Here is a 22,972-nt window from a genome sequence, read left to right as displayed (position 1 = left end):
AACCCTCAACAAAAGCGGCGCCATGGGGCGCCGCTCAACGAGCCAGGTCACTCGGACACTTCGGCTTCGACTCAGAAGTCGACCTGGTAGCCGAGGGTGAGGGTACGACCGCGCCCCTTGAAGTAGTAGTCGTCGCTGACGCGGGCTGCCTGGGAGTAGTAGGTGAAGTAGTCCTCGTCGGTGAGGTTCTCGATACCCAGGCTGGCGCTGCCCACCGGCAGGCGGTAGGTCAGGGAGGCGTCGGCCAGGCCGTAGCCGTCGAACTCGAGCTCGGGGTCGTCGACGCTGCGGTCGAAGTAGTAGCGATACTGCAGGTGCGAGGAGAGCTTCTGGTTCCAGGCGGCGCTCCAGCCCAGCTTGAGGGTGTCCGGGGCGATGTTGATGCCGGTGAGGTCGGTGTCCACGCGGCCGTCGCCGTCGGTGTCCGATTCGCCCTCGGCATGGGTGTAGGACAGCCGCAGCTGGTGAGCATCGCTCAGGCGGGCCTCGCCGGTGATCTCGACGCCCTGGATCTCGGTCTTCTCGCGGTTGCCGACCCAGACGCCGTTCTCCTCGGTGAGGCGCTCACCGAAGTCGGCGTTCGACTCGTAGTAGCTCAGCTCGAGGCCGTAGCGGTCCCAGTCGAAGCGGGCGCCGACCTCGCGGTTGTCGGTGACGATGGGCTGCAGCGTCAGCAGCGAATCGACGTCCTGGCCGGGGGTGTCGATGCCGCGCAGCACCCTGCCCACGTCGGGCATGCCGAAGCCCTCGGAGTAGTTGGCGTAGAGCTGGGCCCAGTCGGTGGCCTGGTAGACCAGGCCGGCATTGAACAGGGTCTCGTCGAAGTCGGGGTTGCCGCCGTCGACGCTGACGTTGTCCTGGGTGACGTTGCTGCGGTCGATGGTCGAGAAGTCGTCGACCTCGAGCTCGGCCTGCTCGTGGCGGACCCCCGCGTTCACGCTCAGGGCATCGGTCAGGGCGTAGTCGCCGTGCAGGAAGACCGCATAGTTGCGGAACTGGCTCTCCGGGACATAGGTGCGACCGGTATGCACCAGCTCCTGGCGGGTCTCGTCCTGGAGCAGGTCGAGGCCGGTGGTCAGGGTCAGGCGGTCGTTCAGCAGGCCGTCCCGGGACAGGGTGAACTTGGCGCCCACCTTGTCGGACTCGTTGCGGGTCTGGTCGAAGCGGGTCGCGCCGTCGTCCTGGTAGGGGAAGAAGGGCGTGGTGGCGAACCGGGCGCGGAAGCGCTGGGAGTAGAGCTGGGCGTCCAGGCTGTTGCCCAGCCAGTCGGCATGGGAATACGACAGCCGCGCCGTGGTGACCTCGTTGTAGCCGGGGTCGCCCACCGGGTCGCCCTTGCGGGCGGTGGTCGCGATACCGGCGTCACGATCGCCGGGCACCGGCACATAGTCGCCGTCACCCTCCAGCTCGAAGCGATTGACCGCCACCTCGAGATTCTGGTCGTCGTCGAACCAGTAGCCCGCCTTGGCCAGCAGGTCGTAGCTCTCGGAGTTCTGGAGTTCGCCGGGGTAGGCGATGCCCACGCGCTCGTCATTGCCATCGTAGAAGACGCCGCGTTCCTGGCGACTGGCGGCCACCAGGTAGTCCCAGTCCCCGTCCTGGCCGCTGAGACGATAGTCCAGCTTGTGGCCGAAGCCATCCGACTCGAAGTCGTCGTCGCTGGTCAGGCTGACGCCGGCATGCTGGCGAACCCCGGCGCCGTCGGGACGCTTGGTCACGTAGTTGATGATGCCACCGGTGGCTCCCAGGCCGTGCTCGGCGCTGGCCCCGTGGATGACCTCGATGCGCTCGACCATGGACAGGTCGATGGTATAGCTGTCGCGGGCGCTGTCGCGCAGCGGATTGCTCTGGGGGACGCCATCGACCAGGAACAGCGGGGAGCGACCGCGGAAGGTCTCGCCGGCGTTGGAGAGCTTCTGGCGGCTGGGCGAGTAGGAGGGGATCAGGTTGCTGAGCACCTGGCCGGGGTCCTGGGTGATCGCCAGCTGCTGCTCGATCTGCTCGCGGGTGATGACGGTGACCTTCTGGGAGGTCTCGCCCTCGGTGCTCTTGCTGCGGGTGGCGGTGATGACGATGGGGTTCAGCTCGTCACCGCCGGCCGCTTGCTCGGATTCGGTGCTCGTGGTGGCCTGGGCGAGGGCCGTGGCGGGCAGGGCGGAGCACAGCATGAGTGGCAGCAGCCGAGCATGGCGGGGCTGTCGGGTGATGGACATAAGCGACGGAAGTTCCTTGTCTGATCCTGGGTGAACGGCATCGGCATGGGAGTCATTGTTATGGCCGATGCGGGCATGGTTCGGTTGGTGGTTATGCGCATCAGAATGATAATGCTTTGCATTAGCGGGTGCAACGCGGCGCTGGGTCATTGCGGGTCCAGCGGCAGGCCTCGTGCGATCGGGGAGCCGCCATGCCGCGAATCGACGCGCCATGCGTCGCCAGCGGTGACGACTGGTGCCGGTCGGGCGCGTCGTGCAGCGTGAGTGGCTGGGCGTTACCCGCCGAACGGCGAGATTGAGGGCGAAGGGCCCAGGGACGGTGCGTTGAGGAGCGGAATGTCCGCCGGGGCGCGAGTTCCGGCCATGAACAGGGAGAGGCCCAGGGTCAGGATAAGCAGTCCCCCCGCGAAGCCGGCCCACCGCAAGCAGCGCTGAAGTCCTTTCCAGTGGAATGAGCGCTGCAGGCGACGCTCGACCCATTCCCTGGCCATCACGCTGGCGAGGGCCAGCGCCGAGACCGTCAGGGCCGTCCCTGCGGCCATGGCCAGCACCGCCATCACCCCGGCCCCGAAGTGGCCCAGCAGGGAGGCGGCGCCGATCAGCAAGACGCTGCCGCTGCAGGGCCGCATGCCGATCGAGGCCACCACGGCCAGGGCGCCACGCCAGTCCTCGGCCTGTCGGGGCGTCAGATGATGGGCGCAGTCACACTCGTGATGGTCATGGTCATGGTCATGGTCATGGGAGGCCGCCTCATGTCGGGAGGGCAAGTGGGCCAGCGCGCGCCAGCATAGCCAGAGGCCCAGCATCGCGACCAGCAGATAGCTGGCTTGCTCCAGCCAGGCCACCGACCCCATGGCCTGGCGCGTCAGCCAGCCCAGGCCATGGACCAGCACCGTGACCAGGGCGATGGCCACCAGAGCCTGCAGCAGCGAGGCCAGGCAGGAGAGCAGCAGGGCTCGGCGCAGGGCGCCGCCCTGGCTGAGCAGGTAGGTGCTGAGCACCGCCTTGCCGTGGCCGGGGCCGGCGGCATGGAAGACGCCGTAACCGAAGCTGAGGCCGAGCAGGCCCATCCAGGCGGTCACGCTCGGGACGGCGTCGAGGTAGGTGATCGCCTCCGTCAGCGCGCGGTGGAGATCGCGTTGCCAGGCGACCAGCTGAAGGCCAACGCCCTGGCCGCTGGTGAACCAGGCCAGGCCGATCACCGCCATCGACAGCACGCCGAGTCCGACGAGCCAATGCCCGCGGGGAGAGGGCGGGCGTGTCATGTCGCCCCGGGAGGTGGTCAGGGGAGGTCGCATCGCACCTCTCCGGTCTCGGCGAAGAAGCGTCCCAGCCCCTCCGGCGCCCGTTCTCCACGGTCCAGGCGCGCCGCCTCGGCGACCTGGACCGGGTCGGGGTCGGCGGCGATGATGCGCGTGGCACAGTCGGCTCCCGTCACGCGCAGCGCGTCGGCCCGGGGCGTTTCGCCATCCGCCTCATGCAGTACCTCGATGTAGTAGGTCGGGTCATAGATCCGGTAGTGCATCGCGGCCTGGCCCAGTGGCAGGGGCTCGGCGAGTGGCAGCCGGAACATGAGGACGACGCGGCCGTCGCGCGCCAGGGTGGTGAAGTCGTTGACCTCGCCCAGCGCGACCGCCTCGCCGTTCCGGGTGACGTGGGTGAAGTAGTGCTGCGGGGAGAGCTGTTGACGTATTTCCACGCCGAGCCGATCGAGGCGGGCCTCCATCGGGGCCTTGCCCTGGGCGGCCCGCAGCTCCTCCAGCAGCAGCTGGCTGTAGAGGGGATCGAGGCGCCAGCGTTGCTGCAGCGCCTCGACCCGGCCGCGGTCATCCAGCTGCACGCGCACCGAGACGTCTACCCAGCCGTGAGGGTGGGCCGGGCTCGGCAGTGGCCAGAGAGCCAGGGCGCAGGCGAGGGCGAGGGCAAGGAGGCGTCGCCCGGCCTCGCCCCATGATGAGTGTCGAGACGGCATGGTCGATATCCTGTGGCAAGCGTGGTAGGGCGGCAATGCATGGCTCATAGACGCCGCAGCCCCCACATGAAGTAGGCGCCGCCTAGCAGCGAGGCCACCAGGCCGGCGGGGATCTCCTCGGGGAACAGCAGCTGGCGGCCCAGCCCGTCGGCCAGCACCATCAGCAGTGCCCCGGCCAAGGCGGCGCCGGCGAGGTGCGCCCCGGCCCGCGAGAAGCCCAGCAGCCGGGCCAGGTGCGGGGCCAGCAGGCCGACGAAGGACAACGGCCCCACCACCAGGGTGGCGCCGGCGGTGAGCAGCGCCACCAGCAGCAGCAGCACCAGGCGGGCGCGGGCCAGGGGCAGGCCCAGGGCGGTGGCCGTGGCCCCGCCCAGCGGCAGGATGTCCAGCCAGCGGGCCAGCGGCGCGGCGACCAGGGCCAGCAGCAGGGCCGCCGCGGTCACCACCAGGGCGCTGGTCGGGTCGACGTAGTAGGTGGAACCGGACAGCCAGGCGATCACCTGCTGGCCCCGCGGGTCGCCGCCGGCCAGCACCACGGCCTTGACCGCCTCGAACAGGGCGGTGATGGCCACCCCGGTCAGCAGCAGCCGTTCCGGCTGGAAGCCGCTGCGGCGATTGAGGCCCACCAGCACCGCCAGGCTGGCCAGCGCCCCCAGGGTGCCGGCGGCCACCAGGGTCAGGTTGCTCGGGGCGGGCAGCAGGAAGATCGCGCCCATCAGCGCGATGGCGCTGCCGCCGCTGATGCCCAGCACCTCGGGGCTCGCCATGGGGTTGGCGGTGAGTCGCTGGATCAGGGTGCCGGCGATGGCCAGCATCACCCCGCAGCCGGCGGCGGCCAGCGCCCGGGGCGCCCGCCACTGCAGCAACTGCCAGTCGGTCGGCGCGGCCCACTGCCAACCGTCGGGGCCCTGGCCGGCCAGCAGCGCGACGACGGCCAGTCCGGCCAGGCCCAGGGCCAGCCAGGTGGCCAGGCGCCCGGGGGCCGGGTGGCGGTGGCCGAGGGCGCGGGCCTCCCGGGGCGGGGCCTCGCCGCCCAGACGCAGCCGGGGGATCAGCCACAGCAGCAGGGGCGCGCCCAGGGCCGCGGTGGTGGCGCCGGTGGGGATCAGGGTGGGCAGGATGCCGGAGACGTGTTGCAGCAGCAGGTCGGTGGTGGCAAGCAGCAGGGCGCCGAGCAGCGTCGACCAGGCGAGCCGCGCGCCCAGCCGCCGCGCGCCGGCCAGGCGCACGATGTTGGGCGCGGCCAGGCCGATGAAGCCGATGATGCCCACCACGCTGACCACGCAGCCGGTGAGGAAGACCGCCAGGCCCAGCCCGGCCAGGCGCAGCTGCTTGAGCGAGACGCCGAGGCTCCTGGCGCCGGCCTCGTCGAGGTCGAGCACCGCCAGGGGACGCAGCAGCCAGGCCGCGGCCAGGGCCCCCAGCGCCAGGCGTGGGGCCAGGAAGGCGGCGTCCTGCCAGCCGTTCTGGGCCAGCGAGCCGCCCCCCCAGATCAGCAGCCCCTTGAGCTCCTCCTGGTGGAAGAGCAGCAGCACCATGGACAGGGCACCGAAGTAGAGGTTGACCACCAGGCCGCCGAGCACCACCACCACCGGCGCCAGGCCGCGTCGCCAGGCCAGGGCGAGGACCAGGCCGATGGACAGGCCGCCGCCGGCCAGCGCCACCCATTCTTGGCCCAGGCCCAGCAGGCCGGGCGCCAGCAGGGTCGCGGCCATCAGCGCCAGGTTGGCGCCGCTGGCCACGCCCAGGGTGGTGGGGGCGGCCAGGGGGTTGCGCAGCACCTGCTGCATCACCACCCCGGCCAGCGCCAGGCCGCCGCCGGCGAGCAGGGCCATGGCCAGCCGTGGCCACCAGGCGTAGTGCAGTACCAGCGTCGTGGCCGCCTCGGCCGGGACCGTGGCGCGGAACAGGGCGGCGAACCCCGGCCCCAGGCCGGGGCCGGCGAGGAGGTGGTGAAGGCCGAGGCCCAGCACCCCGAGGACGAACGGCAGGCAGAGGCGCCCCGGGGTCAGGCGGGGGCGCCACGGGTGACGGGGGGCGAGGGCCTCAGGCGGCATCGTCGCTCTCCAGGGCGCTCACCAGGCGGTCGGCAAAGCGTCCCGCCGAGGGCAGGGCGCCGAAGCTCCACACCGGCGGCAGCACGATGGGGGTGCCCCGGCTCGACGCGACCAGGTGCTGCCACAGGCCGCTGTCGTCCAGGCTCTCGCGGACCCCGGCGGGGTAGGGCTCCACCACGACCAGGCGGGCGTCGAGGCCGGCCAGCGCCTCGATGCCCACCAGCGAGAAGCCCCATGCGTTGGTGGGCCTGCTCCAGGCGTTGTCGACGCCCAGGCGATCGAGCACCGCCTGGTAGAGGCCGCCCGCGCCGAACACCCGTACATGGCGGCTATCCATGAATTGCACCACCAGGAGGGCCGGGACATCCTCGGCTAGCCGTCCCCGCAGTGCTTCCAGTTTCCTCTCGGTCCGATCGATCAGCCGCGTTGCCGCCTCGGGGCGCTCGACCAGGCGGCCGAGCGAGCGGGTCAGCTCGCGCATCTCGTGCCAGGTGTCGCGGTCGGGTCTGTAGAGCGGCAGGGACTGCACCGGGGCGATGCGCTGGAGTCGGGGCGTCAGGTTGGCGAACATCGGCGAGATCAGGATGCGGTCGGGGTCGAGACTCGCCAGCCGCTCCAGGTTGGGCTGGCTGCGCAGCCCCAGGTCGGTGGTGGTGTCGGGCAGGGCGGGCTCGCCGACCCAGGCGTGGTAGGCCTCGATCTGGGCCACGGCCCGGGGCGGCGCCTCCAGGGCCACCAGGGTCTCGGCCAGGGTCCAGTCGAGGGTGGCGAAGCGGGGCGGCTCGGCCGGGGCGAGGGTGGCGACCAGCCAGGTCAGCAGGCCGGCGAGCCAGCGGCGCCAGGGGGCGCGGTCGGGACGGCGCAGGCGAAGCAAGGCGATCTCCGGGCCTAGTGGGCGATGGCGACGCGGTGCTCGCCGGACGGGTGGGCCATGACGTGCATGGGAATGCCGTAGATGGCCTTGAGGGTGTCGCCGTTCATCATCTCCGCCGGCGTGCCCTGGGCCAGCAGCCGGCCGCCGTGCAGGGCCACCAGGCGGTCGCAGTAGCGCGACGCCATGTTGATGTCGTGGAGCACGATGATCACCCCGAGGCCCAGTTCCCGGCACAGGCGGCGGGTCAGCGCCAGCACCTCCACCTGGTGGGCGACATCCAGCGCCGCCAGGGGCTCGTCGAGCAGCAGGAAGCGGCTGCCCTGGGCGAGCAGCATGGCCAGCCAGACCCGCTGGCGCTCGCCGCCGGAGAGGGTGTCCACCTGGCGGTCGGCGAAGGGCTCGGTGTGGGTCAGCGCCAGGGCGCGGTCGATGGCCGCCTCGTCCTCGCGGCCGTGGCGGCCCAGCAGGCCATGCCAGGGATAGCGGCCGAAGCCCACCAGTTCGCGGCCGGTGAGGTTCTCGGCGGCGGGCAGGTGCTGGGGCAGGTAGGCCACCCGACGGGCGAAGGCACGATGCCCCCAGGCCGTCAGCGGCTTGCCGTCCAGATTGAGCTCGCCCCGGCTTGACGGCTGTTGGCGAGCCAGCAGCTTGAGCAGGGTCGACTTGCCCGAGCCGTTGTGACCGATCAGGCCATGGACCCGGCCCTCCTCGAAGGCCAGGTCGAGGGGGTGCAGCAGGCACTGGCCGTTGACCTCGAAGGAGGCGGCGCGCGTTTCGATCATGGGGGCTCCGCTACCGGGTTGCCGCCGACAGGCGGCTCATTGCGCGGCCAAGCCTAAGGCAAACGAGAATCCTTATCAATGCTATCGGTTGGTCCGGCGCCGTGCATGCCGTAGGCTTGGGCCTTCGTCTACAAGGACAGTCCCGATGTCTTCCACCGCTTCCAGCTTCCAGGCCCTGGGGCGCCTGCTGCGCTATGCCCGGGGATACCGGCGTCGCATCATCGCCGCCAGCCTCTGCTCGATCCTCAACAAGCTCTTCGATATCGCCCCGGAGATCCTGATCGGCGTGGCCATCGACGTGGTGGTCAACCAGGAGGAGAGCTTCGTCGCCGGGCTGGGCTTCACCACGGCCCAGCAGCAGATCCTGGTGCTCGGTGCGCTGACCTTCTTCATCTGGGTCGGCGAGTCGCTGTTCGAGTACCTCTTCCAGATCCTGTGGCGCAACCTGGCCCAGCGGCTGCAGGCCGACCTGCGCCAGGACGCCTACGAGCACGCCCAGCGCCTGGACATGGGCTTCTTCGAGTCCAGGAGCTCGGGGCAGCTGGTGGCGACCATGAACGACGACGTCAACCAGCTCGAGCGCTTCCTGGACGGCGGGGCCAACGCCATGATCCAGGTCGGGGTCACCGTGGTGGCGGTGGGCGCGGTGTTCTTCGTGCTCTCGCCGCTGATCGCCCTGCTGGCCTTCACCCCCATCCCGCTGATCGTCTGGGGCGCCTTCTACTTCCAGCGCAAGGCGGGCCCGCTGTACGCCGACGTCCGTGAACGGGTCGGCGACCTCTCCAGCCGGCTGGCCAACAACCTGGCGGGCATCGCCACCATCAAGAGCTTCACCGCCGAGGCCCGCGAGGCCGAGCGCCTCAGGGCCGCCAGCGAGGCCTACGTGGAGGCCAACCGGCGGGCCATCCGCATCAGTTCCGCCTTCATCCCGGTGATTCGCATGGCCATCCTCACCGGCTTCCTGGCCACCTTCACGGTGGGCGGCATGATGGCGCTGCGCGGCGAACTCAACGTGGGCGCCTACGGGGTGCTGGTGTTCCTCACCCAGCGGCTGCTGTGGCCGCTGACCGGCCTGGCCCAGGTCATCGACCTCTTCGAGCGCGCCATGGCCAGCACCCGGCGCATCCTCGACCTGCTGGCGACCCCCATCCGGGTGCGCGACGACGCCGGCCAGGCGCTCGCCGAGCCGGTGCGCGGCGAGGTGCGCTTCGAGGACGTGGCCTTTCGCTACGGCGCCTCCGGGGCCGGCGTCGAGGGCATCGACCTGGCGGTGCCGGCGGGCCATACCCTGGCCCTGGTGGGCGCCACCGGCTCCGGCAAGTCGACGCTGATCAAGCTGTTGCTGCGCTTCGTCGAGCCCGCCGCGGGGCGGGTGCGGATCGACGGTCAGCCGGTCGACTCGGTGAGCCTGGCGTCGCTGCGCCGGGCCATCGGCCTGGTCAGCCAGGACGTCTACCTGTTCGAGGGCACGGTGCGCGACAATATCGCCTACGGCCGTCCCGCGGCGTCCGAGGCCGAGATCGTCGAGGCGGCCAGGACGGCCGAGGCCTGGGACTTCATCCAGGCGCTGCCCCAGGGGCTGGACACCCCGGTGGGCGAGCGCGGCGTGCGCCTGTCCGGCGGCCAGCGCCAGCGCCTGTCGCTGGCCCGGGCGCTGCTCAAGGACCCGCCGGTGCTGGTCCTGGACGAGGCCACCAGCGCCGTGGACAACGAGACCGAGGCGGCCATCCAGCGCTCGCTCCAGCGCATCGGCCACGGCCGCACCGTGATCATGATCGCCCACCGCCTCTCGACCATCGTCCACGCCGACGAGATCGCCGTCGTCGAGGCCGGCCGCGTGGTCGAGCGCGGCACCCATGCCGAGCTGCTCGCCCGGGACGGCCGCTACGCCGCCCAGTGGCGGGTGCAGACCGGCGAGGCCGAGGCGGCCCCCGCCCCCCTGGCCTGACGGGCTCCGGCGCGCGTCGCGATCCCCCTCCCGGCGGCCGGCGCCGGGCACAAGAAACGCCGGCAGACTGGGGCTGCCGGCGCGTCCGGAGGGCGGCCGGATCAGAACTTGTAGCTGACCGTGGCCTTGATGCTGCGTTCGGCGCCGAAGTAGCAGAAGTCGATGTCGCTGCAGCCGGCGACGTATGCCTCGTCGAGCAGGTTGCTGACGTTGAGCCGGGTCGAGACGCCCTCGAGGCCCAGCTCGGCCAGGTCGTAGCCCAGGGTGGCATCGACCACGGTGTAGTTTGGCACCTTCTCGGTGTTCGCCTCGTCGGCGTAGATGTCGGCGTAGTAGCGCACCCCGAGACCGGCCTCCAGGCCGGCCAGCCCGCCCTGCGGGAAGGCGTATTGCCCCCAGAGCGAGGCCTGGTGGCGCGGCACCCAGTTGTCGGTGTTGCCCTCGTTGGCATTGCCGGTCTTCTCGAGGGTGACGTCGGTGTAGCTGTAGCCCGCCTGCAGGCGCAGGTTCTCGGTCAACTGGGTATGGGCTTCCAGCTCGACGCCCTGGGATTCGATCTCGCCGGTGGCGCGGAAGAAGGTCTCGCTGGCGCGCTTGGTGGCCAGGTTTTCCTGAGTGATATGGAAGAATGCCAGGCTGTAGCGATCCTGGCTGCCGGCCGGCTGGACCTTCAGCCCTGCTTCGACCTGCTCGCCCCGGGAGGGCTCGATCAGGTCGCCGTTCCGGTCGAGAGCGGAGTTGGGGCTGAAGGAGGTCGTGTAGCTGGCATAGGGCGCCAGGCCGTTGTCGAACAGGTAGAGCACCCCCGCGCGACCGCTGAACTGGGTATCGTCCAGCTCGCTGGTCACGCCGCTGTCGCGGTCGGTGTTGGCGATATCCACCCAGTCATGACGCCCGCCCAGGTTCAGTCGCCAGTGGCCCAGGGCCAGCTGGTCCTGGAGATAGACGCCGGTCTGCTCGAGCTCGCGCTTGCGGCGGATGTCCGGGAACATGGCGGTAGGCTCGGCGCCGTACTCGGGATCGAAGGCGTCGATGGCGGGGAAGGCACCCGAGCCCCAGACCACGTCGTTGTCGCGTTGCTGGTAGTCGACGCCGGCCAGCAGGGTGTGGTCCACGGCGCCGGTGGTGAGACGCGCCTCGAGCTGGTTATCGAGGGTCAGCGCCTCGAGCGACTCGTCGCCGCTGGAGAAGAAGCGGTTGAGCTCGGTGTCGTTGGCCCAGCCGAAGGCATAGACCTGCTCGAGCTCGACGTCGGATTCGGTGTAGCGCAGCGTCTGGTGGCCGGTCAGGGCATCGTTGAAGCGATGCTCCAGCTCATAGCCCACCATCTGCTGCTCGCGTTCGAACGTGTCGAAGTCCTCCTCGCCCTCGAAGAAGGTGTTGGCGATGCGACGCCCGGCGTGATCGACCACCGTGCCCTCGAAGGGCAGGCCCGAATGGTAGCCGCCCTCCGGGTCCTTGTGCAGATAGGCGTGCAGGGTCAGGCTGGTGGCGTCGGTCATGTCCCAGGTCAACTGTGGGGCGAAGGCGTAGCGTTCCTCCTCCGCCGGGTCGAACTGGGTGTCGGCGGCGCGGGCCAGGCCGGTCAGGCGGAAGGCGACCCGGCGCTCGTCGTCCAGCGGGCCGGTGAGGTCGAAGGCGGCACTGCGCTGGGCGTGGTTGCCGACGCCGAGGCGCAGCTCGCCGCTGCGCTCGAACTCGGGTCGCTTGCGGGTCTGGGCGACCAGGCCACCGGGGGAGGCGCGGCCATAGAGCACCGAGGCGGGCCCCTTGACCACCTCGATGCGCTCCAGGAAGTAAGGGTCGATGACCAGGGAGCTGAAGGAGCCGCCGTCGCTCATCACCTTGAGGCCGTCGAGGAAGGTGTTGCTGACACTGCCGTCGGTGAAGCCGCGCAGCACCAGGTAGTCATAGCGGTTGGAGGCGCCGACCTGGTTGGTGTAGACGCCCGGCGTGTAGTCGGCGGCGCGCTGCACGGTCTCGGCGCCACGGGCCTCCCACTGCTCGTTCTCGACGATCGACACCGACTGCGGCGTCTCGTTGAAGGGCGTCTCGGTCTTGGTGGCGGCCTGGCCGGTGACGGTCAGGGTCGAGAGCTGTTCGGTCTGCTGGGCCTGGCTGGTGAGCGATGCACCGGCGGCCACGAGCGACACCGCCAGCGCCAGGGGGCGGGGAGTCGGCATGGGGGAATCCTTCGGGGTAGGAAACGTCATTCAGGTAATGAGAATTATTCCCTTTTGTGGCCGGGGCAGGGTATGCGCGGTGATCACCTGGTTATGCCGGGTGCTCAACTCGCCGGTGGCAGGGAACTCGGCGCATAGCCGAAGTGGCGGCGGAAGGCGGTAGCGAAGTTGCTGGCATGGCGGTAGCCCGAGAAGTGGGCCACCTGCTGCACGCTGAAGCCCTGGGTCAGATAGTCATGGGCCAGGGTCAGCCGGCAGTCGCGCAGGTAGTCGAACACCGAGCGACCGTAGGCCGCGCAGAACTTGCGCCTCAGGCTGGCGGGACTCATGGCGGCGAGTTCGGCCAGCGTCTCGAGTCGATGCTCCCGGGCCGGCTCGTGGCGCAGGGCATCGCGGACCCGCTCCAGGCGCCGGCGTTCCTGGAGGACCAGACGTGGTGCGGGACCCGACGCCGGCTCGTCGACGCGGCCGCCATGGGCCAGCAGTTGCAGGCTCAGGCCCTCCAGCAGCAGGCCCTGGGCCTCGTCCGGCAGGGGGGTGACCAGGGCCTGCTCGAGACCCTGGCGCAGCGGCTCGGGTAACGGCCAGGCATGCATGCGAGAGGTGCCTGGCTCCGGGGCGACCGTCCCCAGCCGAGTCAGGCAGGCCTCGTCGAGGCTCAGGGTCAGGGCGCGCAGACGCTGACCGGCGGGCTGGGAGGCGGCCAGGCCTTGGTCGGCCTCGAGCCGCACGCTCAAGGCCATGCCGGGGGAGAGCGTCAGCGGGCGCGCGTCGCCCAGGGCCACCTCGGCGCGGCCCTCCAGCAGCACGATGATCGACAGCGGCGAACTCGCCCGGGAGCGGGAGTCGTAGCGGTGCAGCACCTCCACGTCGGAGGCGACCAGCTGCATGCCCGGACGCGGCGAGAACTCACGCACCAGGCCGCGCACCACCGGGGCGTCGGCCCGGGGCGAGAGGCCCGGGATGCGGTAGTCCAGACCGTAGCGCCGGCCATAGGCCTGCAGGTCACGGGGCGTATGCTGGCGTACGTCGGCGGCGGGCAGGCTCATACGGCCTCCTTCGCCGCCTTGCCGGCGCGCCGGCACTCCAGCGGGCAGTTGGCGCAGTAGCCCAGCTCGTCGATCAGGTAGCGGATGCAGCACAGCCGGCGGATCCGGCTGGGGGCGTCCGGCGCGTCGGGCGTGACATAGCGCACCGGGCGGAAGAGGGGGTTGCGTCGGCCGTCGGCCAGGGTGCGGCTCGCCATCAGCGCGCGGGCGGGCTCGCCCACGTCCGGCGCGGCCATGGGATGGTGGGAGAGGGCGCCGGCGAAGTACTCGAAGTAGTTGCCGGCATTGCTCCAGAACACCTTGGGCGAGGCCCCGCTGGCCGAGGCCAGGGCCTCGACGAGCGGCGTCAGGTGAGCGTCGAGCAGGGTGGTGAAGCGCGAGAGGCCGCCGAGCTCGCCCAGCGGACGGCCGGCGTGGCGCAGCGCGAGGCCGGTGGTCTGGCCGTCGGCGGACTGCACCAGCTGCAGGTCGTCCAGCCCCAGCGGCAGGTCGCGCTCGAGCAGCAGGTTGGCCGCCAGGGCATGGGCCGCGAGAGCGCTGAAGTGCCACTTGGACCATAGCGAGGCCACCGCCCGGCGATCGCCGTGGCCGTACCGGGCGCCGAAGCGCGCGAACAGCGCCTCCAGGTAGGCGGGGTCGAGCAACAGGCGGGCGGGCAGGGCGTCGGGACCGGGCGCCGGCGCGACCCGGGGCGGCGTCAGGCCCGCCAGGGGGCCGATATAGAGCCTCGACAGCGCTTGCGTCATGGGGCCTCCACCGGGGACGTCGAGGCCGGATGATAAATAAAATGCGAATCGTTATCAAATGGCTCGGCGGGGCCTTCAGCGGTCGACCAGGGTGGCCTCGAGGGTGACCGGCACCTCGTCGCCGATCTGCTCGTAGCCGAGCAGCAGAAGCACGGTGCGCAGGGTCGGGTTGGCCATCAGCTCGCGGCCGTCCACGGCGATGCGTTCGGCATTGGCCACCCGGATGCGATCCACCGCCTCGCAGGTGAAGCGCAGCGCCAGCGGCTCCTGGCGGCGGACGCCCTCGGCATCGACGCGAAAGGTCAGCGTCTCGGTCAGCGACTCGCCCACCGCCAGGCCATCGAGGCGCGCCGGCGGCAGCCGGGTGACCAGGGTCGCCAGGGGCCGCTCGGTCATGCCTTCGAGCCAGGGCGGCAGGGGCCCCAGGCGTTCCAGCACATCGGTCTGGTTGAGCCGCAGCGGCAGGCGCAGGGTGCCATCGGCATCGAGGTGGCCCGAGAGCTCGCGCACCCGGTGGCGGCGGGGCACCGGGCCGGTGGGGGTGATCTCGATGACGGTGGCCTCGAGCCATGAGCGTGACGGCTCCAGCTGCCAGGCCGCCTGGGCCGGCGGGGCCACCAGGCCGGTGAGCGACAGCGCCAGGGACGCCAGCCGCCAGGCGAGGCGGCGGGATCGTACCGCTTGGGTGGTCATCGGGGGGGATTCTCCCAACGGGCATGTTAGCGTGATGGCTTCGAGAGTAATCGACGCCGGAGGCAATCGCGATGCGTAGCGCCAGGATCCTGCAACAAGGCATCATCCACTGTTTCCCTGCCGGCCTGCATGACGAGCGGGGCGAACTCGTCAACGCCGAGATCTCCGCCGCGCTCTACGACGGCGAGCGATTGCTGCTGGCCAGCGACAAGCCGGTGCCCGGCGAGGCGCGCTCCGCGGTGTTCGCCCTGCCGCTCGGCCCCGAGGGCCCGGATGACACGCGGCTGGAATACCTCACCGCCGCGCGGCTGCAGCAGGCGGTGAAGTACGAGGACTTCGCGCTGACCACCGACGGTCGGCACGTGCTGGCGGTGACCGGCTTCGATCGCATCGATGACCAGAGCCACGCGCTCAACGACTACAACCACCTGCTGATCTGGCCGCTCGGCAGGCCCGACGAGGTGCAGGTGGTGGACCCCGACCCCCGCGACGGCGTGGAGGGCTCGCTGGAGTTGCGCCGCAAGCTCGATGCCGCCATCGGCTTTCCCTACTACAAGATCGAGGGCCTCGCCGCGGTGCCCGGCGACCACGGCGACGGCCTGCTGCTGTTCGGCGTGCGCGAGCAGGGCAAGGCCCATGACGACTTTCACTACGTCTCCCGGGTGGTGGGCGCCCACTACCAGATCATCGAGGGCGGCAACATCGAGTTCATCGATGCCCTCCGGGAGTACTTCCAGTTCGACCCGGATGCCCGGGAGGGCGTGCGCTTCGCCTGCGGGCTCTCGAGCCTCGAGTACGATCCCTATCACGCCAGGCTCTACCTGCTGACCAGCTTCGAGGTGGAAGAGCGCGGCGAGGAGCACATCGGCGGCTACCTGTGGGGGATGAGCCTGGAGGACTTCCGCGCCGGCAAGCCGCCGGCGATGGTCACCACGCCGGAGGGCACGGCGCTGGAGTTCGAGCACAAGGCCGAGGGTCTGGCCGTGCTGGACCGAGAGCGGCTGTTCGTGGCCTACGACAACGACCGCAACCTGGCCCTGGGCAGCGTGGACGAGCGTGACGAGCGCCACGCCTGCGAGGCGCCCTACACGATTCTCGGCATCGACTGAGGATCGCGCCGCTGGCCTCGGCCAGCGGCTTTCGCTATCATACGCAACCGCTGATAAGGGCCTATAGCTCAGTTGGTTAGAGCAGGGGACTCATAATCCCTTGGTCGCTGGTTCGAGTCCAGCTGGGCCCACCAATAAAATCAGCATCTTACGAATTCTCTCTGGTGAGTCCCATAGTCCAAGGGTACAGTTTCGGTACAGTACCGATTCTTCAGTCCCCTGGAGATTTTCATGGCCACCATCGTCAAGACCCCTTCTGGTAGCTGGAAAGCCGTCATCCGCAAGACCGGCTGGCCCACAACCGCCAAGACCTTCCGCACCAAGCGAGATGCCCAGGACTGGGCACGCCGCACCGAAGACGAAATGGTGCGTGGCGTCTATATCCAGCGCAGCGCCTCGGAGCGTATGACGCTCGAAGCCGCGCTCAAGCGGTACCTGGCCGACGTTACCCCTACCAAAAAGCCCAGCACCCAGAAGAGCGAACGCCACAAGGCCAACACGCTGATTGAGCACTTGGGCAAGTACTCCCTCGCGGCCCTGACGCCGGAGCTGATCGCCAACTTCCGTGACACCCGTCTGAACAGCGTTGGCCATCGTGGCCAGCCCATCAGCGCCAATACCGTGCGCCTGGAGCTCGCCTTGCTTGGCCATCTCTACACCGTGGCCATCCAGGAATGGGGCCTCGGCCTGACCTACAACCCCGTCCAGAACATCCGCAAGCCCAGCCCGGGGGAGGGGCGCGACCGGCGTCTGAGCGCTGATGAGGAGAAGCGGCTATTCGCCGTGCTGCGGCAACACAGCAACCCCATGCTGGCCTGGATCGCCAGAATCGCCCTGGAGACGGGCATGCGCTCGTCGGAGATCCTGACCCTCACTCGCTCCCAGGTCGACGTGAAGCGCCGCGTGGTGCGCCTCACGGACACCAAGAACAACGAAGCCCGCCTGGTGCCGCTGACCCAGGCCGCCACCGAGGTATTCAAGCAAGCGCTGAACAATCCAGTGCGCCCGCTTGAATGTGACCTGGTGTTCTTTGGCGAGCCTGGAAAGGATGGCAAACGCGGCCCCTACGCCTACACCAAGCTCTGGAACCAAGCGAAGAAGAAGGCCGGCCTCGATGACTTCCGCTTTCATGACCTACGCCATGAGGCCGTCAGCCGGTTGGTGGAGGCGGGGCTATCCGATCAGGAGGTCGCCGCGATCAGTGGCCATAAGTCGATGCAGATGCTGCGGCGGTATACGCATTTAAGGGCAGAAGATTTAGTCGTAAAGCTAGATGGGATAAATCATGTGTAATATGATTTATTTTCTTTATGAGATTGGTGGTTTTTTATATTTGGGGTTTTTTTGATCCATTATAAGATATTTGGTGGGCCTTTAAGATTTTGTTTTTCTGTTTAATAGTGAGGGTTAAATGGGGTTAAAAGCACAAGAAAAAGTTTATGAGAGTCTGTTGAGTTCTCTTCGGGAAGGAGGAGTTCATGTCGTCACAGGAAAGAATGGTACAGGAAAGTCCAGGTTCTTTAAATATGCATCAGAAAGTATTGCTAAGGCATTAAATGGCGATGGCTCAAAATTCGAGCGAATGATATGTTTGTCTGGAACAATGCATGACAAATACCCCCGGTCTATATACATGGGGAAGAGCAAGAGTGATGCAGCAGTCTATCTTGGAAATAAAGTAAATAATAATATGGTGTCTGATATTTCGCCATTTAGAACCTTGGTGAATTATATTCTGGATACCAAGCATGTCGTATATGATAATATTTCTCTATTGTTTGAGGTTTTTGAAAAGGTTTCCTTTGAGGGGAGGATAGTCCTTAAGTTTAGATACGGTAAGGGGAGAAAAAGTGATGCTATCGACGCGGTTGGATCAGAGTTAGAAGTAGAATTCCATTCTCTGCACGATTCGATTGAATATTTCGATTTATTCGAAGAGCATATTGCCAGCGGGAATATTCTTCTCTCGGATATTTTGTTTTCAAGGAATGGTAAATGGTTTGGCCTTGCTGAGCTTAGTTCGGGAGAAAAGCAATATATTTTAACACTTTTAGGGTGCTTGTTTTGCTCTGAAAAGAATTCCATATTGTTTTATGATGAGCCAGAAAATTCCCTTCATCCCTCATGGCAAGCAAATATTGTAAGGGATTTGGTTAGTATTACAACCAGTCTGCACTCAAATGCAACTATATTAATCGCTACGCATTCTCCTTTGATTGCTAGTAGTATACGTAATGAGAGTTCATATTTATGTGATTTTCCTTCAGGGCAAAGTTGGTCACGAGTAAAGCTTTATGGGAAGACAAGTGATGCGGTATTGCGTGATCAATTCCATCTTTTTTCTGCAAGGTCGCCTGAGGTTGCGGTTTTAGTAAGTTCATGCTTGAAGCTCATTACAGATAAGAAGCAAGGAAGTCAAGAGTTTAGAGAGAAAAGAAGGTTGCTTGAGAGCCTCGACTTGGATCTGTCGCAAGATGATCCCTTGGTTAAAATCATTGGAACAATTCTGAGGTTCTAAAGTGGCTGGTTTAAAACCTACAATTAGAGTGGTTTTGAATAGGAAGGAATATCGTGACTCTATTCAGAAGTACTTAAGGGGTGAGATTGAGTGGGGGCACCGTTCTCTATCTTATGTGAAAAAGCTAACAAGAGATGTTCTGCGAAAAGAACAAAATGAGATATGTCCTTACTGCCAAAGAGTTATCGTTGTTGAAAGAAGAAATACCTTGGAGGATATTGAGCATTTTCTAGACAAATCTCGAGACTGTTATCGTCGGCATGCCTTCACTGCGACCAATCTAATACTAAGCTGCCATTCATGTAATATCGAGAAAGGGACGCGGGATCTTGGAGACTCTTCTGTTAGAGCTGCTCGGTATCTTTATCCCGGATTAGGAAGGTTTCGCTGGCCTCACCCATATTATGATGATATAGCAGCTTGTGTACGAAAAGAACCGGGGCCCGTTTACATTGTCGTAGCTGGCTCAGGGCGAGAAGTTGAGACTGAGAATATGATAAAAGATCTCAAGCTTAATCAGCTTCGTAATATTGAATCTCGCCATCAGGTTCTCACGCAGCGTTCGAGAAAAATTGCCTCAATAATGGCAAGTTTTATAACTAGTGATCGAGAAAGCTGCAAGAGGAGATTGAAGTTTCTTGTAGAGGTGTTGGAAGAAATAAATAAAGAGCTGTATTAGACTTAGCGGTGGCTGTGAGAAGCATGATGCATGCCACCATTCGCCAATCCGCTGGCTTTCCTAATAATAAGAATAATAAGTTTGTTATTATTCTTATTATCCCGCCATGGCTGCTTCTGTGCAATCCTTTCAAATTTGTAAAATTTTGTTAATGCTATAAGTTATTGTAATTTAATGTTTTTGTAGAGCGCTGTTTCTTCAAAATAATATGTTTTGATAATCAATATCTAGTGCATTGATTGCTGTGAAAAAGGGGTGCGCTTGAGCTTTGACTTTGCTTGGTTAGCATTGATTACGTCGATGTATGATTGATGGGGTGCTAGCCATGAATGTCGAAGACTATCTTGTTGAGCGGTTCGGCCTTCTGATGAGCATATCAGACTTGGCGGATCTTCTTGGTCGCTCACCCGATGGTGTGCGGGTTTCTCTTTATTCAGATACTGAGGTCTCTAGAAAGCTGAAGCCGACGATGGTGAAGGTGGGGCGCCGTGTCTATTTTCGGACGCTCCAAGTCAAAGACGCTCTGGATTTGGAGCCTTCAGAATATGGCGCGTGTTAGTCCATCGGTAGTGCAGAAGATTCTGGGTAGGGTAGTTGCCTATCATGCCGCGTTCACGCTCCTTCCCGGCGTTTCAGTTCCTGGTGCAGTCTTCCTTAGCCAAGCATTTTACTGGACACGTAACACCAAGGCGGAGGAAAGAGGCGGGTGGTTTTACAAAAATCAGCGTGGCAGAGATAGTTGGGAGTCAGAAACAGGGCTTTCTCCAAAGCAGCAGGCTAATGCTAGGAAATCGCTAGTGGAAATTGGCGTATTGGAAGAGGAAAGGAGAGATGTACCTGCAAAAATGTGGTATCGGGTGAACTGCGAGCGCTTGCTTGAGCTTCTAGCGGAGCAATTCGACGACGACCCTTCTGGAAGTGATTGTAATTCCCAGTTTTTCCCTTTGGTCGATTCTACTATCCCTTCTGGCCAATCTGGTGGGCAGGATAGTCAAACCTTGATTCGACCAAAGGGCAAATCTATTACAGAGAATACAACACAGAGTACATCAAGAAATAAAAGCGAGGCGGCCAAGGCCAAGAGTCATCCTGGGCCCGAATCAAAATTAACGCGGGCGGAGATGGCTGAATTATTGGGCCAGCAAAGAGCAGAGCTCATAGCCAGAAACTACGGCAGCAACAAAGTTGGAGTTCCTGCAGTAGAAGAAATGCGCAGAACCCTTCGCACATGGAATTCAAGCGGCGCGGAACGGGGGTGATGGCCCCGACCGCGCCTAACCACGACTGCCTGCATAGGAGGCATCCATGGCTAACAGACAGGGTATCACACCCGCCTACACCGACAGTGGCCTGTCGCGGCTGTACCGGTCACACGCGGTCGAACAGCATGCCATCCAGAGCGAGATTCGAGTTCTGGTGATCATCGCCGGCTACGCAAGCGATTTTCTGACCGAGGAGTTGGAAATCCTTCCCGAGGATTTCTTCACCTGCATCGAGGAGATGAAAGAGGTGATGGAGTCCATCGACCTGAAAAGCCTGGATTTTGAAAAACGGTCGCTCACGCTCCAGAGGACGAGGCGGCGTCTGGAGGCCAAAGCGACCCGTCAGGATCGTCAAAAGGAGGTTTGATCATGAGCAACAAAATTTCGTACGCACGAAAAATCGCTGGTGTCGCTTTCGCGACCACCATCGGTCTATCGCAGCCAGCCATGGCGGGCGGGATTCCCGTTATCGACGTGTCGAGTCTGACTCAGCAGATTTTGCAGGTCCAGCACATGCTTAACCAAATCGAGCAACTGAAAAGCCAGCTCGAAACGGCCAACAGGGAGCTGGACAGCATGAGCGGCGTTCGTGGCCTGGGGAACGTCATCGATTCTGCCTATGACACTGCCGTGAATATCGATCCCAACCAGGTGTTGAGTGACGCCGGTATCAGGGGCGCAAACGAACACGGCCTTTCTGGTGATGTAGCGGACCTGTACGACAGCGGCAACGAGAACACGGCGACCTGGCTTGGCCAGTCCCAGAAGTCGCTGGAGCAGGCCCGTGAGCGCTTTAGCGAGCTGACCGGCTTGGTGGCTGAGGTTAACAACAGCCCCGACCAGAAAGACGTTTTGGACCTCCAGGCCCGTATCGGTGCCGAACAGGTCATGCTGCAAAACGAGATGGCCAAGCTGGCCATGCTCCGCTCGCAGGCCGAGGCCAATCAGGCGATGCACAACCAGCGCGTGCAGCAGATGCGCGTCGCGTCATCAGGGGAACCGTTCGAACTTGATTGGTAAGGAGGTCTTATGGATGTCAGGAAAATTTCGTGCGCACGAAATATTGCCATTGTGGTTCTGATCAGCGTTGTGCTGACTGGGTGTTTTGATGATACCCCGGATACTGGCCCGGTGCAGAGCGTGGACTGGTACAAAGCGCATGACAATGAGCGCAAGGTGACCCTGGAGACATGCGGCAACAATCCTGGCGAACTCCAGGAGACGCCGAATTGCATCAATGCACTCCAGGCAGAACGGGCACTGTCTAGCGGTGAGCCCTTCGAACTTGACCTGTCTAGCCTTAAGAGCGAGGAGGACTCATGAACCTGTTTGAAGGCATGTTCTCCGTCGTTGATCAGGCACTGGACCAGTACATCATCAACACGGCTACTGACCTCATCGCTTACATCACTCCGATGTTTACCAGCATGTTGATCGTCTGGATTGCCATCTGGGGCTATTTGATGATGTTTGGCAAGGTCAGTGAGCCCTTGCAGGAGGGCGTTTTTCGCATCCTTCGCATCGGCTTCATCATGACGCTGGGGCTGACGGTCGGTACCTATATGGGCGTCGTGGTGGACGTACTGGCTCACGGCCCTGAAAAGGTAGCAGCAGTCATCACGGGGTCCAATGGAGGCGCAGCGGCCATTTTGGACAGCCTGTTCTCCCGCGTTCTCGCCGTAGCTGATCAGGCCTGGGATAAAGCGGGAGTCATGAGTGGTGATTTCGGCATGTATCTGGTGGCAATTCTGATCATGGTGTTTGGTGGTGGTGTTGCCATCGTAGTGGCGTTCCTCTTACTGGCCAGCAAGGTCGCTACCACAGTGCTGCTGGCAATTGGTCCGCTCTTTATCATCGGTCTGCTGTTTAACAGCACCCAACGCTTTTTCGAGAGCTGGTTGGGCATGGTGATTAATTTCGGCATGCTGCTGCTTTTGGGCTCAGCCATTGGCCGAATGGTCATCGATGTCAGCGAAGCGTTTATGAACATCGTGGAATCCTCGGCAGGCAGCATGGCCAGTATGACCACAAGTGCCTATCTGATTGCTTTTTTTGCCCTTGGAATCCTCGTGCTGAAGCAGGTGCCGGCCATTGCTTCCGCATTGGGCGGTGGTGTGGCATTGGCAACTCAGGGCGCTCTGGGCTCTGCTATGTCCGCGATGCGTCCCTCAGCAATCCGCCGTCAGTATCGCGGCGTTCAACGTGATGCACGCTTAGCAGGCAGTGCGGCAACCTCCCCTTACCGTGGCGCGAAGTCTGCCTATCGTGCCTACCAGAAGCGTTTCGGTGCTGGCAACACGATGACAGGAGGATAAGTCATGAATACCAATATCAAGTGGTTAGATACCTGGCGCGTCCGCGTGGCGCGGGTAAAGAGTGGGGTGGGGCTGGTCATCTCGGGCCTGTTACTGGTGGTGGGTATCCTGTTGTCTGTGGCGTTGCTCCCTGAACTGCCTGGTTTGGTCAGCGTCGCTCTTACTGGCGATGGCGAGGCTGCTCGTACCCTGTTTGTCTGCGTGGCCGGTATTGCCGTGTGTGTTCTCCAGTGGCTATGGCGCGCAACGATATATCCCGAGCTTCGGCGTGATCCATCTCAGAAGGAGACCTCATGAGCTACCGGCGCTTGACACCCGAAGAGATCGAAGACCTGCGAGCTGAGATGCGTGCCTCTGGGCAGTGGATGAAAGCTGAGCTGGCCAAACGTCGCCGGGAGCATGGAGAGACGAAAGCGGTTGAGACAAGTGCCTCCCCTATTACTAATGGCGAATCCTCCCGATCAGCCCCTGGCGACCAGCAGGTTTGAGACAGGTCCGTGCGTATTACTAAGGGAGTAGCCTAGCGCGTCCCTGAACCCATTTTCGTGCGTACGAAAAGAATGAATGGGTAT

General features: G+C 64.4%; 20 protein-coding genes and 1 tRNA gene. 11 read left to right on the top strand and 10 right to left on the bottom strand.

Features of this window, described 5'->3' with window-relative positions; all coding sequences use genetic code 11:
• Positions 1-71: 71 nt before the first annotated feature.
• The 6 genes from QWY76_RS11685 to QWY76_RS11660 all read right to left on the bottom strand — a co-directional run bounded on the left by QWY76_RS11685 (position 72) and on the right by QWY76_RS11660 (position 7,898).
• On the bottom strand, positions 72-2,213 hold the full coding sequence (locus QWY76_RS11685; protein WP_290311390.1) for a TonB-dependent receptor: 2,142 nt from the start codon (positions 2,211-2,213) through the stop codon (positions 72-74).
• Between the two features lie 275 nt (positions 2,214-2,488).
• The gene (locus tag QWY76_RS11680; protein WP_435388979.1) at positions 2,489-3,511 is read right to left on the bottom strand and encodes a nickel/cobalt transporter; all 1,023 of its coding nucleotides are present in this window, start codon (positions 3,509-3,511) and stop codon (positions 2,489-2,491) included.
• Entirely contained in the window at positions 3,496-4,185 is a 690-nt protein-coding gene (locus tag QWY76_RS11675) for a DUF1007 family protein (RefSeq protein ID WP_290311389.1), read from the bottom strand. The genes QWY76_RS11680 and QWY76_RS11675 overlap by 16 nt, the downstream gene beginning before the upstream one ends.
• A 44-nt stretch (positions 4,186-4,229) precedes the next feature.
• Positions 4,230-6,242: a Fe(3+)-hydroxamate ABC transporter permease FhuB gene (fhuB, locus tag QWY76_RS11670; protein ID WP_290311388.1), complete on the bottom strand. Its 2,013-nt coding sequence runs from the start codon at positions 6,240-6,242 to the stop codon at positions 4,230-4,232.
• On the bottom strand, positions 6,232-7,116 hold the full coding sequence (locus tag QWY76_RS11665; protein WP_290311387.1) for an iron-siderophore ABC transporter substrate-binding protein: 885 nt from the start codon (positions 7,114-7,116) through the stop codon (positions 6,232-6,234). Before QWY76_RS11665 ends, fhuB begins: the two co-directional genes overlap by 11 nt.
• A gap of 14 nt (positions 7,117-7,130) precedes the next feature.
• Positions 7,131-7,898, bottom strand: a complete 768-nt coding sequence (locus tag QWY76_RS11660) for an ATP-binding cassette domain-containing protein (RefSeq protein ID WP_290311386.1) — start codon at positions 7,896-7,898, stop codon at positions 7,131-7,133.
• Positions 7,899-8,043: 145 nt separating this feature from the next.
• Here QWY76_RS11660 and QWY76_RS11655 point away from each other — a divergent pair, with 145 nt between their 5' ends.
• A complete protein-coding gene (locus QWY76_RS11655) occupies positions 8,044-9,846 on the top strand; it encodes an ABC transporter ATP-binding protein (RefSeq protein ID WP_290311385.1) in 1,803 nt (600 codons plus the stop codon).
• A gap of 101 nt (positions 9,847-9,947) precedes the next feature.
• Here the strand turns inward: QWY76_RS11655 and QWY76_RS11650 are convergent, their stop codons facing one another.
• The 4 genes from QWY76_RS11650 to QWY76_RS11635 all read right to left on the bottom strand — a co-directional run bounded on the left by QWY76_RS11650 (position 9,948) and on the right by QWY76_RS11635 (position 14,517).
• The gene (locus tag QWY76_RS11650) at positions 9,948-12,029 is read right to left on the bottom strand and encodes a TonB-dependent siderophore receptor (RefSeq protein ID WP_290311383.1); all 2,082 of its coding nucleotides are present in this window, start codon (positions 12,027-12,029) and stop codon (positions 9,948-9,950) included.
• A gap of 104 nt (positions 12,030-12,133) precedes the next feature.
• Positions 12,134-13,078, bottom strand: a complete 945-nt coding sequence (locus tag QWY76_RS11645; RefSeq protein ID WP_290311382.1) for a helix-turn-helix transcriptional regulator — start codon at positions 13,076-13,078, stop codon at positions 12,134-12,136.
• Positions 13,075-13,824, bottom strand: coding sequence for a siderophore-iron reductase FhuF (gene fhuF / locus QWY76_RS11640; RefSeq protein ID WP_290311381.1), 750 nt, complete (start codon positions 13,822-13,824; stop codon positions 13,075-13,077). The genes QWY76_RS11645 and fhuF overlap by 4 nt, the downstream gene beginning before the upstream one ends.
• Before the next feature lie 75 nt (positions 13,825-13,899).
• Complete coding sequence (locus tag QWY76_RS11635; RefSeq protein ID WP_290311380.1) at positions 13,900-14,517, bottom strand: hypothetical protein; 618 nt, start codon at positions 14,515-14,517, stop codon at positions 13,900-13,902.
• A gap of 71 nt (positions 14,518-14,588) precedes the next feature.
• On the opposite strand from QWY76_RS11635, the gene QWY76_RS11630 reads away from it, so the two are divergent.
• From QWY76_RS11630 to QWY76_RS11585, 10 genes are all read left to right on the top strand, one after another.
• Positions 14,589-15,626 (top strand): hypothetical protein, encoded by a 1,038-nt coding sequence (locus QWY76_RS11630; RefSeq protein ID WP_290311379.1) that lies wholly within the window; start codon positions 14,589-14,591, stop codon positions 15,624-15,626.
• A gap of 57 nt (positions 15,627-15,683) precedes the next feature.
• A tRNA-Ile gene (locus tag QWY76_RS11625) sits at positions 15,684-15,760 on the top strand.
• A 97-nt stretch (positions 15,761-15,857) separates the two neighbouring features.
• Positions 15,858-16,919, top strand: a complete 1,062-nt coding sequence (locus tag QWY76_RS11620) for a tyrosine-type recombinase/integrase (protein ID WP_290311378.1) — start codon at positions 15,858-15,860, stop codon at positions 16,917-16,919.
• Positions 16,920-17,037: 118 nt separating this feature from the next.
• A complete protein-coding gene (locus QWY76_RS11615) occupies positions 17,038-18,144 on the top strand; it encodes an AAA family ATPase (protein WP_290311377.1) in 1,107 nt (368 codons plus the stop codon).
• Positions 18,145-19,311: 1,167 nt separating this feature from the next.
• On the top strand, positions 19,312-20,082 hold the full coding sequence (locus QWY76_RS11610) for a hypothetical protein (RefSeq protein WP_290311376.1): 771 nt from the start codon (positions 19,312-19,314) through the stop codon (positions 20,080-20,082).
• Positions 20,083-20,128: 46 nt separating this feature from the next.
• A complete protein-coding gene (locus QWY76_RS11605) occupies positions 20,129-20,452 on the top strand; it encodes a hypothetical protein (protein ID WP_290311375.1) in 324 nt (107 codons plus the stop codon).
• Between the two features lie 2 nt (positions 20,453-20,454).
• Complete coding sequence (locus QWY76_RS11600) at positions 20,455-21,105, top strand: TrbJ/VirB5 family protein (protein ID WP_290311374.1); 651 nt, start codon at positions 20,455-20,457, stop codon at positions 21,103-21,105.
• Positions 21,106-21,114: 9 nt separating this feature from the next.
• A complete protein-coding gene (locus QWY76_RS11595; RefSeq protein WP_290311373.1) occupies positions 21,115-21,408 on the top strand; it encodes an EexN family lipoprotein in 294 nt (97 codons plus the stop codon).
• Complete coding sequence (locus QWY76_RS11590; protein ID WP_290311372.1) at positions 21,405-22,400, top strand: TrbL/VirB6 family protein; 996 nt, start codon at positions 21,405-21,407, stop codon at positions 22,398-22,400. Before QWY76_RS11595 ends, QWY76_RS11590 begins: the two co-directional genes overlap by 4 nt.
• Positions 22,401-22,403: 3 nt before the next feature.
• Positions 22,404-22,697, top strand: coding sequence for a hypothetical protein (locus QWY76_RS11585; RefSeq protein ID WP_290311371.1), 294 nt, complete (start codon positions 22,404-22,406; stop codon positions 22,695-22,697).
• Positions 22,698-22,972: the final 275 nt, after the last annotated feature.

Source organism: Halomonas maura (assembly GCF_030409305.1).
GTDB lineage: Bacteria > Pseudomonadota > Gammaproteobacteria > Pseudomonadales > Halomonadaceae > Halomonas > Halomonas maura.
The sequence above is the reverse complement of the archived record's forward strand: the minus strand, read 5'-3'. Positions and strand labels throughout refer to the sequence as shown.

What these genes read in the sequence shown, in the direction of transcription:
- QWY76_RS11685 (WP_290311390.1), bottom strand. Translation starts at nt 2,213, where the DNA reads ATGTCCATCACCCGACAGCCCCGCCATGCTCGGCTGCTGCCACTCATG.
- QWY76_RS11680 (WP_435388979.1), bottom strand. Translation starts at nt 3,511, where the DNA reads ATGCGACCTCCCCTGACCACCTCCCGGGGCGACATGACACGCCCGCCC.
- QWY76_RS11675 (WP_290311389.1), bottom strand. Translation starts at nt 4,185, where the DNA reads ATGCCGTCTCGACACTCATCATGGGGCGAGGCCGGGCGACGCCTCCTT.
- fhuB (WP_290311388.1), bottom strand. Translation starts at nt 6,242, where the DNA reads ATGCCGCCTGAGGCCCTCGCCCCCCGTCACCCGTGGCGCCCCCGCCTG.
- QWY76_RS11660 (WP_290311386.1), bottom strand. Translation starts at nt 7,898, where the DNA reads ATGATCGAAACGCGCGCCGCCTCCTTCGAGGTCAACGGCCAGTGCCTG.
- QWY76_RS11655 (WP_290311385.1), top strand. Translation starts at nt 8,044, where the DNA reads ATGTCTTCCACCGCTTCCAGCTTCCAGGCCCTGGGGCGCCTGCTGCGC.
- QWY76_RS11650 (WP_290311383.1), bottom strand. Translation starts at nt 12,029, where the DNA reads ATGCCGACTCCCCGCCCCCTGGCGCTGGCGGTGTCGCTCGTGGCCGCC.
- QWY76_RS11645 (WP_290311382.1), bottom strand. Translation starts at nt 13,078, where the DNA reads ATGAGCCTGCCCGCCGCCGACGTACGCCAGCATACGCCCCGTGACCTG.
- fhuF (WP_290311381.1), bottom strand. Translation starts at nt 13,824, where the DNA reads ATGACGCAAGCGCTGTCGAGGCTCTATATCGGCCCCCTGGCGGGCCTG.
- QWY76_RS11635 (WP_290311380.1), bottom strand. Translation starts at nt 14,517, where the DNA reads ATGACCACCCAAGCGGTACGATCCCGCCGCCTCGCCTGGCGGCTGGCG.
- QWY76_RS11630 (WP_290311379.1), top strand. Translation starts at nt 14,589, where the DNA reads ATGCGTAGCGCCAGGATCCTGCAACAAGGCATCATCCACTGTTTCCCT.
- QWY76_RS11620 (WP_290311378.1), top strand. Translation starts at nt 15,858, where the DNA reads ATGGCCACCATCGTCAAGACCCCTTCTGGTAGCTGGAAAGCCGTCATC.
- QWY76_RS11615 (WP_290311377.1), top strand. Translation starts at nt 17,038, where the DNA reads ATGGGGTTAAAAGCACAAGAAAAAGTTTATGAGAGTCTGTTGAGTTCT.
- QWY76_RS11605 (WP_290311375.1), top strand. Translation starts at nt 20,129, where the DNA reads ATGGCTAACAGACAGGGTATCACACCCGCCTACACCGACAGTGGCCTG.
- QWY76_RS11600 (WP_290311374.1), top strand. Translation starts at nt 20,455, where the DNA reads ATGAGCAACAAAATTTCGTACGCACGAAAAATCGCTGGTGTCGCTTTC.
- QWY76_RS11595 (WP_290311373.1), top strand. Translation starts at nt 21,115, where the DNA reads ATGGATGTCAGGAAAATTTCGTGCGCACGAAATATTGCCATTGTGGTT.
- QWY76_RS11590 (WP_290311372.1), top strand. Translation starts at nt 21,405, where the DNA reads ATGAACCTGTTTGAAGGCATGTTCTCCGTCGTTGATCAGGCACTGGAC.
- QWY76_RS11585 (WP_290311371.1), top strand. Translation starts at nt 22,404, where the DNA reads ATGAATACCAATATCAAGTGGTTAGATACCTGGCGCGTCCGCGTGGCG.